14 protein-coding genes are annotated in these 15760 nt (G+C 60.2%); 7 read left to right on the top strand and 7 right to left on the bottom strand.

What is annotated here, in order from left to right; genetic code table 11:
* Positions 1–17: 17 nt before the first annotated feature.
* Positions 18–1421 (bottom strand): L,D-transpeptidase, encoded by a 1404-nt coding sequence (locus QD409_RS08620; protein ID WP_430762436.1) that lies wholly within the window; start codon positions 1419–1421, stop codon positions 18–20.
* 253 nt (positions 1422–1674) lie between these two features.
* Here QD409_RS08620 and QD409_RS08615 point away from each other — a divergent pair, with 253 nt between their 5' ends.
* The 3 genes from QD409_RS08615 to QD409_RS08605 all read left to right on the top strand — a co-directional run bounded on the left by QD409_RS08615 (position 1675) and on the right by QD409_RS08605 (position 3354).
* The gene (locus QD409_RS08615; protein ID WP_430762435.1) at positions 1675–2514 is read left to right on the top strand and encodes an aldose 1-epimerase family protein; all 840 of its coding nucleotides are present in this window, start codon (positions 1675–1677) and stop codon (positions 2512–2514) included.
* A 72-nt stretch (positions 2515–2586) separates the two neighbouring features.
* On the top strand, positions 2587–2925 hold the full coding sequence (locus QD409_RS08610; RefSeq protein ID WP_430762434.1) for a TIGR01244 family sulfur transferase: 339 nt from the start codon (positions 2587–2589) through the stop codon (positions 2923–2925).
* A gap of 84 nt (positions 2926–3009) precedes the next feature.
* Complete coding sequence (locus QD409_RS08605; RefSeq protein WP_430762433.1) at positions 3010–3354, top strand: RidA family protein; 345 nt, start codon at positions 3010–3012, stop codon at positions 3352–3354.
* Positions 3355–3393: 39 nt separating this feature from the next.
* Here QD409_RS08605 and QD409_RS08600 read toward each other — a convergent pair whose 3' ends face one another.
* Genes QD409_RS08600 through QD409_RS08585 form a run of 4 tightly spaced genes read right to left on the bottom strand, consistent with a single transcriptional unit; the run spans position 3394 to position 8181 of the window.
* On the bottom strand, positions 3394–5052 hold the full coding sequence (locus QD409_RS08600) for a thiamine pyrophosphate-binding protein (RefSeq protein ID WP_430762432.1): 1659 nt from the start codon (positions 5050–5052) through the stop codon (positions 3394–3396).
* Positions 5049–6251 carry a CaiB/BaiF CoA transferase family protein gene (locus QD409_RS08595; RefSeq protein ID WP_430762431.1) on the bottom strand — a complete coding sequence of 401 codons (1203 nt, stop codon included), beginning with the start codon at positions 6249–6251 and terminating at the stop codon, positions 5049–5051. Before QD409_RS08595 ends, QD409_RS08600 begins: the two co-directional genes overlap by 4 nt.
* Positions 6252–6269: 18 nt before the next feature.
* Positions 6270–7229: a DMT family transporter gene (locus tag QD409_RS08590; RefSeq protein WP_430762430.1), complete on the bottom strand. Its 960-nt coding sequence runs from the start codon at positions 7227–7229 to the stop codon at positions 6270–6272.
* A gap of 19 nt (positions 7230–7248) precedes the next feature.
* The gene (locus QD409_RS08585) at positions 7249–8181 is read right to left on the bottom strand and encodes an alpha/beta fold hydrolase (RefSeq protein WP_430762429.1); all 933 of its coding nucleotides are present in this window, start codon (positions 8179–8181) and stop codon (positions 7249–7251) included.
* 168 nt (positions 8182–8349) lie between these two features.
* On the opposite strand from QD409_RS08585, the gene QD409_RS08580 reads away from it, so the two are divergent.
* From QD409_RS08580 to metF, 4 genes are all read left to right on the top strand, one after another.
* Positions 8350–9096: a ribonuclease T2 family protein gene (locus QD409_RS08580; RefSeq protein ID WP_092850855.1), complete on the top strand. Its 747-nt coding sequence runs from the start codon at positions 8350–8352 to the stop codon at positions 9094–9096.
* Between the two features lie 126 nt (positions 9097–9222).
* Positions 9223–10872 carry an energy-dependent translational throttle protein EttA gene (ettA, locus tag QD409_RS08575; protein WP_092850854.1) on the top strand — a complete coding sequence of 550 codons (1650 nt, stop codon included), beginning with the start codon at positions 9223–9225 and terminating at the stop codon, positions 10870–10872.
* Positions 10873–11061: 189 nt separating this feature from the next.
* Positions 11062–12087, top strand: a complete 1026-nt coding sequence (locus QD409_RS08570; RefSeq protein WP_430762428.1) for an ArsR/SmtB family transcription factor — start codon at positions 11062–11064, stop codon at positions 12085–12087.
* Between the two features lies 1 nt (position 12088).
* Positions 12089–12991, top strand: a complete 903-nt coding sequence (metF, locus tag QD409_RS08565; protein ID WP_092850853.1) for a methylenetetrahydrofolate reductase [NAD(P)H] — start codon at positions 12089–12091, stop codon at positions 12989–12991.
* A 432-nt stretch (positions 12992–13423) separates the two neighbouring features.
* Here the strand turns inward: metF and QD409_RS08560 are convergent, their stop codons facing one another.
* Both QD409_RS08560 and QD409_RS08555 read right to left on the bottom strand, forming a co-directional pair.
* Positions 13424–14350, bottom strand: coding sequence for a DMT family transporter (locus QD409_RS08560; protein WP_430762427.1), 927 nt, complete (start codon positions 14348–14350; stop codon positions 13424–13426).
* Positions 14351–14514: 164 nt separating this feature from the next.
* Positions 14515–15759, bottom strand: coding sequence for a lytic murein transglycosylase (locus tag QD409_RS08555; RefSeq protein ID WP_092853191.1), 1245 nt, complete (start codon positions 15757–15759; stop codon positions 14515–14517).
* Position 15760: the final 1 nt, after the last annotated feature.

The following is a 15760-nucleotide window of genomic DNA, read 5'->3' as shown; positions in this document are numbered from 1 at the left end:
TGAAACTTTGTTGCCGATCAATCCACGAATTCGACGACGACGCCGGGCTTGACCATCTTGGCGAGCTCGGTCGCATCCCAATTGGTGAGGCGCACGCAGCCGTGGCTTTGCGACTTGCCGATCCTCGAAGGGTCCGGCGTTCCGTGGATACCGTAGGTCGGCTTCGACAGAGCCATCCACACCGTACCGACCGGGCCGTTCGGGCCAGGCGGAATGTTGAGAACCTTGTCGTTGACGCCCTGTTGGAAGTTGATCTTTGGGTTGTAGGTATAGCCCGGATTGAAGGCGACGCGCTCGACCGTGACCGTGCCGGACGGCGAGGGCGTGTCGGCGGAACCGATGCTGGCGGGATAGGCCGCGATCAACGTGCCGTTGGCGTCATAGGCAAAAACCTGCTTGCGGCCCTTGTCCGCCAGGATTTTGGCAACCGCGCCGGTCTTGGCGGGACCCGTATTGACGACCTTGATGGTGTTGCCTGGCACAGTGAAATCGACGCCGGGGTTGAGCGCCTTCAGGTAGCCCTCATCCATATGAAAACGTTCGGCCAGCATTTCCGTGGTCGACGTATAGCCGAGAGACGGCATCTGCGACTTCGCCGCATAGTCCTCTGGGATCGACGCGACATAGGGGCCTGCCGCGTCGGCTGCGGTGATGGTATAATTGATGATCGGCATGCCGCCGGACATGCGCAGCTGCTCGAGAATCGCGTCGGTGTTGTTCGGATCGAGCGTCTGGCCGGTCATCTGCTGATAGGCATAGATCGCCTTGGTGACGTTTGCGCCCATGCGGCCGTCGATGGCGCCTGGGGAAATACCCTGCCGCGCGAGGAAGACCTCGAGCGCAGTGATTTCCATTTTCGATTTGCCCTTGAGCGTAATGACTGGATCCGCCGGCTGCGGCTTGTGGATGATATCCGGTGTGCCCTGCTGCGGGTCGATCGAGGCATAGTCGTTGCCGGTCGAATTCATCTGGTTTGGGCTCTTGCCCGGCATCGGCTGGTCGTCGAGCGGCTGGCGCTGAATATCGCCATCGCGCGGAATGCCGCCGGTCACGATGTCTTGATCCTGTTGGCCATAACCGTCGGTGCGATACTGGCGATAGTCGCGATAGCCGCCATTGTTGGAGAGCTGCGTGTCGCCGTAGCGGCCGCCATTGCCGTACCCATTATCGTTATAGGCATCGCGGGCCGGTGCTTTGGGATAATAGGTGCTCGCCCTCATTTCCGTCGCAACGACATTGCCGTAGGCGTCGACCAGAACCCGTCGGCCGCGTCCGTCTCTCGCCATGGAATATCCGCCCCCATCGGGGTACTGCTCGAGGATTCGCCCGTCGGGTGTGACTAGAACCGTATTGCCGTTTCCGCCACGATAATACTGTGCCTGCGCGTCGCTAAGCGCGAGCGCGGACACTGTGGCAGTCATTGCCAAGACAAAACTCAATTTTACGAACCGGTTCACGTCTGTCGAATCCTCGGATGGTAGTTCGGCTGACACACACATGGCAATTTTGACGCCAGTATGGAAATTTAGATTATCATGCTGAATAAAATATAAAAATTTGTGTAATCAAGGGTTCGAGTTAACAATCGGTAAGGTATATCACCGTTTATTTTGCGCCGTGTTCCATTGCGGGACAACGCCCGCGCGCGGAGCCGGTCTGGGAGAATTTCGGAGAATGATGGATTTTGCCGTAGCCAAAGGGCCGAAACTGGCACTGGATGAAACCTCCGTTCTGGACATCGGCGCCTGCGTCGTTGATGGGAACAACCTTGCTCCCGGACGCGCCATTCCCGATGACGGGGACCCGCGCATCGACCATTCGCTGGAGGGCTTCCTCTTCACTTGTGGTCCGGATCACATCCGCCATCCGCAGCCGATGACCGGGGCATTCGAGGGAAGGCGCTATCCGCTGCACGGCTCCTTTTCTTCTCATCCGGCCAAAATTCTCTGGACCAAATTCGAGAATGGCAATGCGGAGTGCCGGGCCGATATCGACATTGTCACCGCCGAGGGGCGAACGGCGAGGCTGGAGCGCCATTGGCGCATCGATGGCGCGAGCGGCGAGGTCTCGCTTGCCGATCGCGTTGTCAATACGAGCATCGAGGCAATGCCGCTCTTCCTCATGTATCACATGAACATCGGGGGAAAGTGGTTCGACAGTGGCACGCGTCTCACCGGGCAGATGCTCGAGAATGGCGGTTTTCCCTGGACGTTTGGCGAGGAGCCTGGCGACATTTTCTGCGTGCCGGCAGAAGACAAGGGAGAGGACTGGGCGGAAATCAGTCTCGGTCCTATCGCGGCCATCGGCGGCAGGTCTTTAAGGGTGCGTTTCAGCACGGATACGCTGCCTTTCTTGCAGGTCTGGCGCAATCAACGCGCGCCGGCGCATGTGCTCGGTATCGAGCCCGTTTCGCATCGATGGGTCTCGCGCGCGGAGCTTGAGGAGGCGGGCGAATTCAATATTCTCCAGCCAGGCGAAGCCCGCAGTTTCGCGCTGAACTTTGCCTTCGTTTGAGCGCGTGCGGCGGTTGACGCTTGATCCGGGGCGGCGTAGATCAAGGCCACGGTTTTAGAGAGGACATGAACCATGGATATCCGCCCGATCGATGATGAGTACTCGGTATCCGGCCAGATCAGCGTAGAGGATCTTGACCAGATCAAGGCCATGGGTTTCAAGTCCATCGTTTGCCACCGCCCGGACAATGAAAGCCCGGATCAGACGCCGTTTGGCGTCATCGAAGCGCGCGCCAAGGAGCTTGGCCTGGAGATCGCCCATGTGCCGGTGGGCCCCATGGGCGTCACTGAGGAGGCTGTGCAGTGCATGGTCGATGCGCTCGACGAGTTTGCGCGCCCGATGCTCGGCTATTGCCGGTCCGGCGCCCGCTCGACGGCGATCTATCAGAAGACGCACCATATTCGCGGCTGAGCGGCTTTCCCAACCCTTGAGATTGCAGGGCAGGCTATGCGCCGCGCCCTGTTTACCTGTCGAAAACAACATCAGGAGAAAACAATGAGCATCAAGCGCATTGACGTCGGCGCCCGCATGAGCGGCGCAGTCATCCACGGCAACACCGTTTATCTCGCTGGCCAGGTCGGCGAGGGTGCAAGCGTTACAGATCAATGCAAGTCGGCACTGGCCGAAGTTGACCGCCTGCTCGCAGCAGCCGGCACCAACAAGTCGAAGATCCTGCAGACGCTCATCTATCTCGCAGACATTTCCGATTTCGCAGAAATGAACGCTGCCTGGGAAGCCTGGGTCGATCCGGCAAACACGCCGGCTCGTGCGACCAGCGAAGCCAAGCTCGCTGCGCCGAAGTACAAGGTCGAGTTCATCGTGATAGCCGCACTCGACTAAGCCGAACTGGCATGTTTTGGAGGGCCGGGGAGCTTGCGCTCACCGGCCTTTCGTTTGGGCGATTTCCGTCAGGGTGCGCGAAGGCGTAATTGCTTCCGGATCGAGCGCAATCTCGATGATCGCCGGTTTGCCGCTGGCGCGAGCTCGCTCGAATGCCGGGGCGAATTCTTCCGTCGCCTTTACCGTCTCGCCGTGACCGCCATAGGCGCGGGCAAGTGCTGCGAAATCCGGATTTTGCAACGCCGTGCCGCTGACGCGGCCAGGATATTCCCGCTCCTGATGCATGCGGATGGTGCCGTACATGCCGTTGTTGATGACAAGCGCAATCAGCGGCAAACCGTACTGTACGGCAGTCGCGAATTCCTGGCCGTGCATCATGAAGCAACCGTCGCCGGCAAAGCAGATGACTTCGCGGTCCGGAAACAGCTGCTTGGCGGCGACCGCTGCCGGCAGACCGTAGCCCATCGATCCGGAAGCGGGGGCGGCCTGCGTATTGAAGTGGCGGAACCGATGGAAGCGGTGCAGCCAGGTCGCATAATTGCCGGCGCCGTTGGTGAAGATCGCATCATCAGCAGTATTGGCTTCGATCCAATCCATGATCCGGCCCATGTGCACCGCGCCGGGGCTTTTTTCCAGCGTCGTCGACCAGGTGAGATAGGCGGCATGCATGCGCTGGGTACGCTCTGCCCAACGTGCTTTGCCCGGTGCCCCCAGATCGGCGAGTGCGGCGACGAAGTCGGCGGGGCTGGCACAGATCGCCAGATCCGGACGATAGACGCGGCCAAGCTCGGACGGATCGGGATAGACGTGGACGAGCTGTTGACGCGGATAGGGGATGTCCACGAGCGTATAGCCGGAGGACGGCATTTCGGAGAGGCGTCCGCCGAGGAGGATCAGCAGATCCGCCTCCTTGATCTCCTTTGCCAGCGCCGGATTGATGCCGATGCCGACATCGCCGGCATAGCTCGGGTGCAGATGGTCGAACAGCATCTGCCGGCGGAAGGAGCATCCGATCGGCAGGTTGAAACGCTCCGCGAACCGCTGGATGCCGGCAACGGCTTCCTCATTCCAACGCGTGCCGCCGAGAATGACCATCGGGCGCTCTGCGGCGGCGAGGCGCCGCTGAAGGTCGGCAAGCTCGCCGCGGCCCGGATGGGCGGCGACGGGCGTGTAAGGTTTGGCTTCCGGCGCTTCGACCTCGTCGCGCAGCATGTCTTCCGGCAGGGTCAGCACGACAGGACCTGGGCGCCCCGAAGTCGCGACTGCGAAGGCGCGAGTGACGAATTCCGGTATGCGGGCGGCATCGTCGATCTCGCCGACCCATTTTGCAAATTCGGTGAGAGCGCGGCGGAATTCTACCTCCTGGAAAGCCTCGCGCTCGCGGGCGTCGCGCTGGACCTGACCGATGAAGAGGATCATCGGGATCGAGTCCTGCCGGGCGATGTGGAGCCCGGCCGATGCGTTCGTGGCTCCGGGGCCGCGGGTGACCATGCAGATGCCTGGCTCGCCGGTCAGCCGGCCCCAGGCATCCGCCATCATCGCCGCGCCACCCTCCTGACGGCAGACGAGCGCATTGATGTCGCTGTCATGCAGCGCATCGAGCACCGCCAGAAAGCTCTCGCCCGGCACGCAGGAAATGCGTTTTACGCCATTTGCTTTCAAAGCCTCGACGATGAGTTGGCCGCCCGTTCGTTTCATATCTTCGCCTTTCCCTCCAGTTCCGCCAATTCGGCGAGAACCTCCTCCTGATGCTCTCCAAGGCGCGGACTTGGCCGCGTATAGGTCAACGGTGTCTCCGAAAGGACGATCGGCGTGCGCACGCTTGGGATCATGGTGCCTGCACCGTCCTCGAGATCGATGCGCAAGCCGCGCGCCTTGATCTGAGGGTCGGCGAACATATCCTCGATCGTATTGATGGCGCCGGCCGGAACGGCATTGTCCTCGCAGGCCTTCAGCAGATCCGCCTTGTTCCAGGTCAAAGTCTTCGCCGATATGAATGCCCGGACCTCGTTGCGGTTGGCAACGCGGGCCTTATTGGTTGCGTAGCGCTCGTCGTCGGCATGGGTAGCGAGGTCAAGAATTGCGCATAGGCGGCGGAACTGCCCGTCATTCCCCACGGCGAGAATGAGATAGCCGTCCGCGGTGGGAACGACCTCGTAAGGCGAGATATTGGGGTGGGCGTTGCCAAGCCGCACGGGCGGCTTGCCTGAGATCAGATAGTTCATGTTCTGATTGGCAAGTACGGCCGATTGAACATCGAGCAGCGCCATATCGACGAGCTGGCCTTCACCGGATTTCAGCGCATGGATCAGCGCCGCCTCGATTGCCGAGACGGCATAGATGCCGGTGAAGATATCGGCGATCGCAACGCCTGCCTTCACCGGTTGGCCGTCCGGCTCGCCGGTGATCGACATGAAGCCGGACATGCCTTGGACGATATAGTCATAGCCCGCAAGACCGGCATAGGGACCTGTCTGCCCGAAGCCGGTGATGGAGCAATAGACGATGCGGGGATTGATCTTTCTCAGGCTTTCATAGTCCAGCCCATATTTGACAAGGCCGCCGAGCTTGAAGTTTTCGATCACCACGTCGGCGGCCTTTACGAGTCGGCGCACCAGCTCCTGTCCTTCCTCGGTCTTGAGGTCGGCGACGATGGAACGCTTGCCGCGATTGGCGGAATGGTAATAGGCGGCCGAGAGGTTCTCGCCGTCCTTGCCTTCGACGAAGGGAGGTCCCCATTGGCGCGTGTCGTCGCCGCCATCAGGATTTTCTACCTTGATCACATCGGCACCGAGATCGGCCAGCATCTGCCCGGCCCAGGGGCCGGCGAGCACGCGGGCAAGCTCGATGACGCGAATACCGGAAAGCGGAGGCTTCTTGGTCTTTTGTTCTGTCATATGGATCCGCTCTCCCGCTTACGGCGTGAACGCTGCTTCAGATGTATCGGATACAGGCTTGGATGCAAAGCGCCGTTCGCGCCAGAGAATGTAGAGTCCGGAGCCGATGATGATGAGGATGCCGAGCCATTTGATGGCGTTCGGGAAATTGTCGAAAACCAGCCAGCCGAAGATGGTTGCGGAGACGATCTCGAAATATTGCAAGGGCGCCAGCTTCGAGGCCGGCACGGCGCGATAGGCGTGTACCGTGAGAATGCCGGCGACGGCTGCGGTGATGCCGACACCGAGCAGATAGAGCATGGCTATCAAGTCAGGCATGACCGTATTCAGAATTGCAAATCCCGTTGCCTTGCCAACGAGGAGCAGGATAAGGCTGAAGGCGATGCCCCATATGCCAGTCTGGAACTGCATTGGCCAGGCATCCTCGCTATGGGAGACGACGCGGGTGATCATTACGTAGACGGCGATGCAGAGGGCGGTAACGACGGGCAGCAAGGCGACGAAGCCGACTTCCTGGAAGCTCGGCTGGATGATGAGCATCGCGCCGAAGAAGCCGACTGCACAGGCCGTATAGCGCCGCCAGCCGATGGTTTCCTTCAGGAAGATGCTGCTGAGAATAGTCAGTATCATCGGCTCTACGAAAAAGATGGCGATGGCGTCGGCGACTTCCATGACCTGCAGCGTGGTCACGAACGAGACCATGGACAGCGTCAGCATGCCGGCACGGATGGCATGTACGCCGCTGCGACGCCATGTCCAGACACCCCACTGCCCTCGCATGGCCATCATCGGCAGGGCAAAAAGCGCCTGCAAGATGAAGCGTGCGGCCGTAACTTCGGCCGGCGGAATGGTGGCCGCCGCGAGCTTGGAGAAGATATCGATAATCGGCGAAAGGATGACGGAGAGGAACATCATCGCAAGACCGAAAGTCAGCTCCGACTGCGGCAATCGTAGCGAGGAGCCGCCGCTGGTGTTCATTGGGGTATTCCTTTGAAAATCAATTCCTTGCCGTGATCTTCCTGCACCAATCGGCAAAGTCGGCAATGGCTTGATCGGCATCGATTTCGTTCAGCGTTTCGTGCCGCATGTCTGGGTAGATGATCGTTGTAATATGAGAGAAGCCTGCGCCCTTCAGATGGTTTGAAAGCCAGGAAATCGCTTTCCCGTTGTCCGTCGCCGGATCCTTCGCACCTCCGACGAGATGGATCGGCATGTCGCCCCGGAGCCGGCCGAGATACGCCTTTTGCGGCGCGCGAAAGCTGAGTTCGAATATGTCCAGCCAGAGCGAAACGGATGCGTCGAAGCCGCAGAGGGGATCGGCGACGTACTTGTCGACCTGCTCGGGGACGCGCGACAGCCAATCGAACTCGGTGCGACGATTGGCGATGGATTTGCCCCAGGCACCAAAGGTCAGCTTCGGCAGCGGCCCGCTTGGCACATCCGACCCCTTGAACATGCGCTCCGTCTTCAGGATGAGCTGAGCGGCACGGCCGGCAATGCCTGGGTTGAAATTGGAATTCCAGACCGTGACGGCATCGAATTTATCCGGGTGCGTGACGGCAGTATTGAGGCTGATCAAGCCGCCCATCGAGTGGCCGAACAGGATGATCGGCAGGCCGGGATGGGCAGCTGCAGCAAGCTCGCGCATGGCCAGAACGTCGGCAATGACCTGATCGACGCCGCCTCCGCGCGCGAAACGGCCGGTCGGGGCATCGGCGGCGACGGTTTCGCCGTGGCCGCGGTGATCATGCGCGTAGACGTGAAAGCTGTGGGAGGCCATGGCATGCGCGAAAGCCTCGTAGCGGCGCGAATGTTCAGCAAGGCCGTGGGAGATCAGGAGGATACCGCGCGCCTCGCCTGAAGCCGGCGTGTGATGATAGGCGATCGTCGCGCCTGTTGGACTATCCAGGCGTTGCGTCTCGGCGAACATGCATGGTTCCTCCCCATTTCGACGAAAGTTTATCAGCCGGTGGATTGCAATGGATAGGGATCGAAGCCCACAGAAATAAATTCTTTCGCGCTTTGTGATTCTCAGGGTTGCATACGCTCGGCCAAACTGCATATTTGTTCCTATAATGTTCTAATTTGGAGGCATGGAATGAAGCATTTGCTTCGGGTATTTGCGGTTGTGCTCCTTTCGGTCGGGACAGTCGCGAGCGCAGCGGCGCAGGAGCACAGCCGGGGGCGCACGCGCTTTATCCTGGCGGCAAGCTGGGAGCCGGCATTTTGCGCGACGAACCAGAAGAAGGCGGAATGCCGGAACCAGTCGTCGAGCAATCATGATGCCACGAATTTCTCGCTGCATGGCCTTTGGCCGATGCGGCAGGAATATTGCGACGTTTCGGATGATCTGAAACAGGCGGATCGCGGCCGTGACTGGAAGGATCTGCCGGCGGTACAGCTGTCGCAGGACGTCAAGGCGAGGCTGGACAAGGTCATGCCGGGCACGCAATCCGGTCTGGAACGGCATGAATGGATCAAGCACGGCACCTGCACCAAGCTCAGCGCCGACCAATATTTTTCCATTGCTGCCGGCCTAGTCGCCGAACTCAATACATCTGCCGTGCGCGATCTTTTCGCCAAGAATATCGGCAAGGAGCTGGATGCGGAAAGCATCAAGGCCGCGTTCGACCAGAGCTTCGGCGAGGATGCCAATGCGCGTATCAAGATGAGCTGCCGCAAGGTCGGTAACGTCAGGATGATCTCTGAACTGACGATCGGCTTGTCCGAAGATGCGATCGATCCGCAGCAGGGCAGCGAGCCGCGGCTTGCAAAACTGATCCAGGGTGCCGGCAGCACGTCGTTCGGCTGCGATCGCGGCGTGGTGGATGCGGCCGGTTTCTAAGCTGTTCCGGCCTTTGCGGCGCGGATAAATGCCCTCGGACAAGGTTTCGCCGTTGCCCGAGGGCCGGGTTTCGCCTACATAGCGGCACAATTCGCAATGTTATCCGCCCGTGGAGTAACCCAAGCTATGGCACGTCAGTTCATTTATCATATGTCCGGTCTGAATAAGGCCTATGGCGCCAAGAAGATCCTCGAGAATATTCATCTCTCCTTCTACCCCGATGCCAAGATCGGTATTCTCGGTCCGAACGGTGCCGGTAAGTCGACGGTGCTGCGCATCATGGCCGGCCTCGATAAGGAATATACCGGTGAGGCCTGGCTGGCCGAAGGCGCGACCATTGGCTACCTGCCGCAGGAGCCACAGCTCGACCCGACCAAGACCGCGCTCGAAAACGTCATGGAAGGCGTTTCCGCCAAAACGGAAATCCTCAATCGCTACAACGAATTGATGATGAACTATTCCGACGAGACGGCGGAAGAGGGCGCCAAGCTCCAGGATATCATCGACAGCCAGAACCTCTGGGATCTGGAAAGCCAGGTGGAAATGGCGATGGATGCGCTGCGCTGCCCGCCAGGCGATGCCGACGTCACCAATCTCTCCGGCGGTGAGCGCCGCCGTCTGGCGCTGTGCAAGCTCTTGCTGTCGCAGCCGGACGTGCTGCTGCTCGACGAACCGACCAACCACCTGGACGCGGAAACCATCGCCTGGCTTGAAAAGCACCTGCGCGCCTATCCGGGCGCCGTGCTGATGATCACCCACGATCGCTACTTCCTGGATAACGTCACCGGCTGGATCCTCGAACTCGACCGCGGTCGCGGCATTCCCTACGAAGGCAACTACTCCTCGTACTTGCTGGCGAAGGCGAAGCGTATGCAGCAGGAGGGCCGCGAAGAGGCCGGTCGCCAGAAGGCGATCGCACGCGAACAGGAATGGATCGCTTCCAGCCCGAAAGCTCGCCAGTCGAAGTCCAAGGCCCGTATCCGCGCCTATGACGAGTTGGTCGATGCGGCCGAGAACCAGCGTCCCGGCGACGCCCAGATCATCATTCCGGTCGGCGAGCGTCTCGGTCAGGTGGTCATCGAAATGGAAGGCATCACCAAGGGCTATGGCGACCGCGTGTTGATCGAAGGCCTGTCGCTGAAATTGCCGCCGGGTGGTATCGTCGGCGTTATCGGTGCGAACGGCGCCGGCAAGACGACGCTCTTCCGCATGATCACCGGCCAGGAAAAGCCGGATAGCGGTAGCATCCGCATCGGCGACAGCGTTCATCTTGGGTATGTCGACCAGAGCCGTGATGCACTTGATGGCGGCAAGACCGTCTGGGAGGAAATCTCCGGCGGTGCGGAAGTCATCAAGCTCGGCAAGTATGAAATGAACTCGAGAGCTTATTGCGCGACGTTCAATTTCAAGGGCGGCGACCAGCAACAGAAGGTCGGCAACCTCTCCGGCGGCCAGCGCAACCGCGTCCATCTCGCCAAGATGCTGAAGGCTGGCGGCAACGTTCTGCTGCTCGACGAACCGACCAACGACCTTGATACCGAAACGCTCGGTGCTCTCGAGATCGCGCTTGAAAACTTCGCCGGCTGCGCTGTTATCATCAGCCACGATCGTATGTTCCTCGACCGTCTGGCCACGCACATCCTCGCTTTTGAAGGCGACAGTCATGTCGAATGGTTCGAAGGCAACTTCGAGGATTACGAACAGGACAAGATGCGCCGCCTCGGTGTGGACAGCATCAACCCGAGCCGCGTCACCTATAAGCGCCTTACGCGATAGGCTCCTGCTTTGCTTTTCGAAAACCCCGGTTCAACCGGGGTTTTTGCTTGCCCGGCGATGGCCGGCAATATTCCGCTTTCGGCAGAAGCTGGCAAGATTCCGACGTCGAACGGGCTCGGCAGCCAAATGGCTCTTGCGAAATGCACCCAAATCACATAAAGATATCTTTATATGTTGATTGGGCATCAAATGACGGATCTGGTGAAACTCGGTTTGGATGAGGTTGTGGACGTGCTGAAGGCGGTCGGCGAGCCGACTCGGCTGCGTCTCCTGGCGCTCCTTGCCGCCGGCGACCTAACCGTTACCGATCTTACCGAAATTCTCGGCCAGTCGCAGCCCCGCATCTCGCGGCATCTGAAATTGCTTGGCGAAGCCGGCCTGATCGATCGTTATCAGGAGGGAGCCTGGGCCTATTTCCGCTTGAAGCAGGAAGGCAAGGCGGTAACGCTCGCCCGCACCCTTCTGCGTCACACGGCGGAGAAAGATGCCGTTCTATTGCGCGACGGAGAGCGCCTTGCCGCCGTGAAGCGCATCCGCTCCGAGCGTGCGCAGGCCTATTTCAGCCGCAATGCTGCCGAATGGGATGAGCTGCGCCGCCTGCATGTTGCGGACGAAGATGTCGACAAGGCTTTGATCGAGCTGATCGGCCCGCGGCCGATCGACTCATTTCTCGATCTCGGCACCGGCACCGGCCGCATGCTGCAGCTATTGGCGGGTCACTATCGACGTGCGGTCGGCATCGATGCCAGCCGCGATATGCTGGCCGTTGCGCGGGCCAATCTCGACCGTTCCAACATCACGGCTGCTTCGGTGCGCCAGGGCGACATTTTCAATCTGCCGCTCGAGCAGCAAGATTTCGATCTGATTACCATCCACCAGGTACTGCATTTTCTCGATCAACCCGAGATCGCGGTTGCGGAGGCGGCGCGAATGCTGCGGCCCGGCGGTCGGCTTGTGATCATCGATCTGGCGCCGCACGGGCTCGAATATTTGCGTGACGAACATGCGCATCTGCGTCTCGGCTTCTCGCATCAGACCATAGCGGATTGGCTGAAGTTGGCGGGGCTCGATGTCGAGCAGGTGCAGGATCTTCATTCAGGGAAAGAAGGCGGTCAGGCGCTGACAGTCACGATCTGGCTGGCGCGCGACCCACGGCTGCTGATGGCAGCAGAGCAGGACCGCCAATCGTCCCCCATTCTTGCCGAGAGGGTTTGATATGTCTTCGAATTCGGAAAATGCCCAGGATGGCATCCGCATATCCTTCGAGTTCTTTCCGCCGAAATCGGAAGAGGCGGAGCAGCAGCTGTGGAACACAGTTGCGGACCTCAGCGATTGGGAGCCGGAATTTGTTTCCGTCACCTATGGAGCAGGCGGCTCGACCAAGGCGCCGACACTTTCTGCCGTGCGCAAGATGATCCATGAGACACCGTTCACCACCGCTTCGCATTTGACCTGCGTCGGTGCGACGCGCGAGGATACGCATCGGGTGATCGATGAGTTTCTTGCGGCTGGCGTTCGCCGTTTCGTTGCTTTGCGCGGCGATCCTCCGGGCGGCGTCGGCTCCGCTTATCAGCCGCATCCGGGCGGTTACGCCAATGCGGCCGAACTGGTGGCTGCTCTGCGCGAGCGCGGCGACTTCGATATTTCCGTATCGGCCTATCCGGAAAAGCATCCGGAAAGCCGCGATACCGCAGCCGATATCGATATGCTGAAGCGCAAGGCCGATAATGGCGCCGATCGGGCATTGACGCAGTTCTTCTTCGATAATGACGCTTTCGAGCGCTACCATGATCGCGTCCGCGCCGCTGGTATCAAGATCCCGATCGTGCCGGGGATCATGCCCATCCAGAATCTGACGCAGCTGAAGCGTTTTGCCGGTGCCTGCGGCACCAATATTCCGTCCTGGCTGGATGAGCGTTTCGAGGGCACCGATGATTATGCCGAGGAACGTGCCAGGGTCGCGGCCGAAGTCGCGGCCGAGCAGATCCAGGACCTGGTGCGGCGCGGCATTTATGAATTCCATCTCTATACCATGAACCGCTCACCGCTTGTTTCCGCCGTTCTTGAGCGGCTGGGAATTCAGCGCAAGGCAGAGGCGCGCGCTGGTGCTGCCGCTTAAGGTATTGGCGCACGGCGCTTGATCATAAAAAAGCGCATGTCCATCGCGGACATGCGCTTTTCCAATGGAATCGGTGTTTTGTTAGCTTTCGGAGTTCGATCGTTTGCGGGCTTCGCGAAGTCGTTAGATGAAGAGCATCGTCACGACAAAGGCAAAGGCCGCACCGACCACTAGGACGTTGATGGATCGCGTCAATCCCATGTCTTCCTCCTCAGTCAGCCGGTAAGTTCTATGTCCAAAATGTGTCCCTTGGAAAGGGAATTCGTTGCTGCGATGCGGTACGTGATTGATATTTCAATTCATGATCCCGCCACAGGGCATTGATTTTATGCGATAATTTCTGCGGCATCGCTCTATAACGGATTGTGAATAAATGTTACCAAGCCGCCTGTTTTCGGTAGAAGACGGCGCCGCTAACGGTCACGGCGCAAATCAGGTCAGGCGTGGGCGCTCGCCGCGTCTTAGCCAGGGGTAGGCCCGGCCATCGAGAATGAGCAGGCCTGCGGCGACGAGCATCATGCCGGCAATCTCGGAGAAGCCGAGGCGTTCTCCAAGGAAAAGGAAGCCTAACAGCATGGCGCTCGGCGGCACCAGCAGCGTGACGAGCGAGGCGTTCGTGGCGCCGGCAAGCGCCATAATGCGAAAATAGAGAATATAGGCGAAGGCTGTCGACAGCAGAGCCAGGCCCAGAATGGCAGCGATTGCCGACGCCGGTGGCATCGTTAGGGTCCAAGGCTGGTCCATGATCAGGGCGAACGGCAACATGATGAGCGAAGAGCCTGTCAGCTGGCCAGCAGCGACAACGGGCGGCGCAATACCTTTAAAGCGCTTGGCGTAGATCGCCGCAAAGCCATAGGAGATCGCCGCAAGGATCGGTAGCAGCAGCGCCCAGAAGGGCACCGAGGCGCTGTTGCTCAGACTGGGAGCGAGCAGAACAACCGTGCCGATCAGTCCGGTGAGGCAGCCCGCAAGCTTGGCCGAAGTCAGGCGCTCATCGGTCGTCAATTGATTGCCGATCAGTACCGTCCAGATCGGTGTCGTCGCATTGAGGATAGAGGCGAGCCCGGCGCCCATCTGCGTCTGGCCGAAGAAGATCAAAGTGTGGGGCACGGCATTGTTGATCAGGCCTAGCAACAGAAATTGCGGCCAGTGGCTCTTTATCGTCTGATAGATGCCGAAGCGGCCGCCGAGATAGATGTGTAGGGCCACCGCTGCCAGTGACAGTCTCAGAAGGACCAGAGTGAAGGGCGGCACGTGGTGAACGGCAATGCGGGCAAAGAAGAACGAGCCGCCCCAGATAAGCCCGAGCAGTAGCAGCAGGCCCCAGGTGAGTGTGTTCATGCGATTGTCGTTGCTCATCGCCATTCCTCCCGTTCAGGCATCTGTACGTCAGGAGGGGTATTGTCTCCACCCGTTTCCTGCATCGACGGGAGGAATCGGCGGCGGCAAGCAATCAGACGGGAGCTGCGCACAAATAAAAAGGCGGCTCGCTGGCCGCCTCTTCGATAGGAATGTTGAAGTGCTCAGAGACCGTTGAGCAGCGCAGACGTCGCCCAGCCATCGGCTGGCATGCCCAGGCGGAACTGTTCCTTCTGGATGGCGACACGCGTACCCGAGCCGAGGATACCGTCGATCTTGCCGACATCGTAGCCGCGCGCCACGAGCTTAGTCTGAAGCGCCTTCATGTCGACATCGTTCAGGCCCGGCTCAGGCGCACCCTTGCTGTAGGGAGGAGCACCGGCGAAGCGGGTGGCGAAATAGGCGGCCGACGTCGTGTAGATGAACGACTGGTTCCATCCGAGATAGGTGTTGTAGTTCGGATAGGTCAGAAACGCCGGCCCCTTGCGGCCTTGCGGCAGGATGAGGGCGGCCGGCAGCGACGCGAAATTCGTATCTCCATCGCGCGGCTTGACGCCAAGCTTGAACCAGTCCCCGGCCGTGAGCGGGCCGCCGATGCCGGATTTCTCCCAGGGCAGATTGTCCGGTACCGCAACCTCCTGCAGCCAGGGCTGGCCACGAATGAAGCCGAGATGCTGGAGGAATCTCGCCGTGGTCAGGATGACGTCGGGCGCGCTTGTCTTCAGGTTGACGTGACCGTCGCCATCGCCGTCGGTGCCGTAGGCGATGATATCGGGCGGCAGCATCTGTGTCTGGCCGATTTCGCCGGCCCATGCACCCGTCGTGGTTGCGGGGTCGACATCGCCACGCTGCACCAGCTCGATCAGCGCGATCAGGCGCGGGCGGAAGAATTCCGGCCTGCGGCAGTCGTGGGCGAGAGTGACCAGGGCGTTGCGGGTGTTGAAATTGCCCTGAACGGCGCCGAAATCGGTTTCCATCGCCCAGAAGGCGGTAATGACGCCGGCAGGAACGCCATAGTCCTGTTCAGCCTTGGCGAAGACGTCGGCATACTGCTTCATCTTCTGACGGCCGATATCCAGGCGACCTTGGCTGACGGTACGCTGCGAAAATTCGAGGAAGGTCTGGCGGAATACGCCCTGGCTGCGGTCCATGGCGAGAACCTTCTGGTCGATCTGCGCGCCGGCCAGCGTCTTGTCCGCGGATGCGGCGTCGGCGCCATCGGCAATCGCCTCGGCTTTCACGCCGGCCAGGAAGGCTGCAAGATCACCACCGCAGGCTGGCTTCGGCGTGGCCGCACTACTTGCGGGCGGTACTGCTGCCGGAGCCGCACTCTGAGCGATCGCAGAGCCGGCCATGGCTGAAGCGAAGATCAACGCGAGCGCGCTGCGTCGAATGGTGTGACGGTCCATG

It is taken from the genome of Rhizobium sp. BR 315 (genome assembly GCF_050577975.1).
GTDB lineage: Bacteria > Pseudomonadota > Alphaproteobacteria > Rhizobiales > Rhizobiaceae > Rhizobium > Rhizobium miluonense.
Note: the sequence above shows the minus strand (reverse complement) of the source record. Positions and strands in the feature narration are given on the sequence as shown.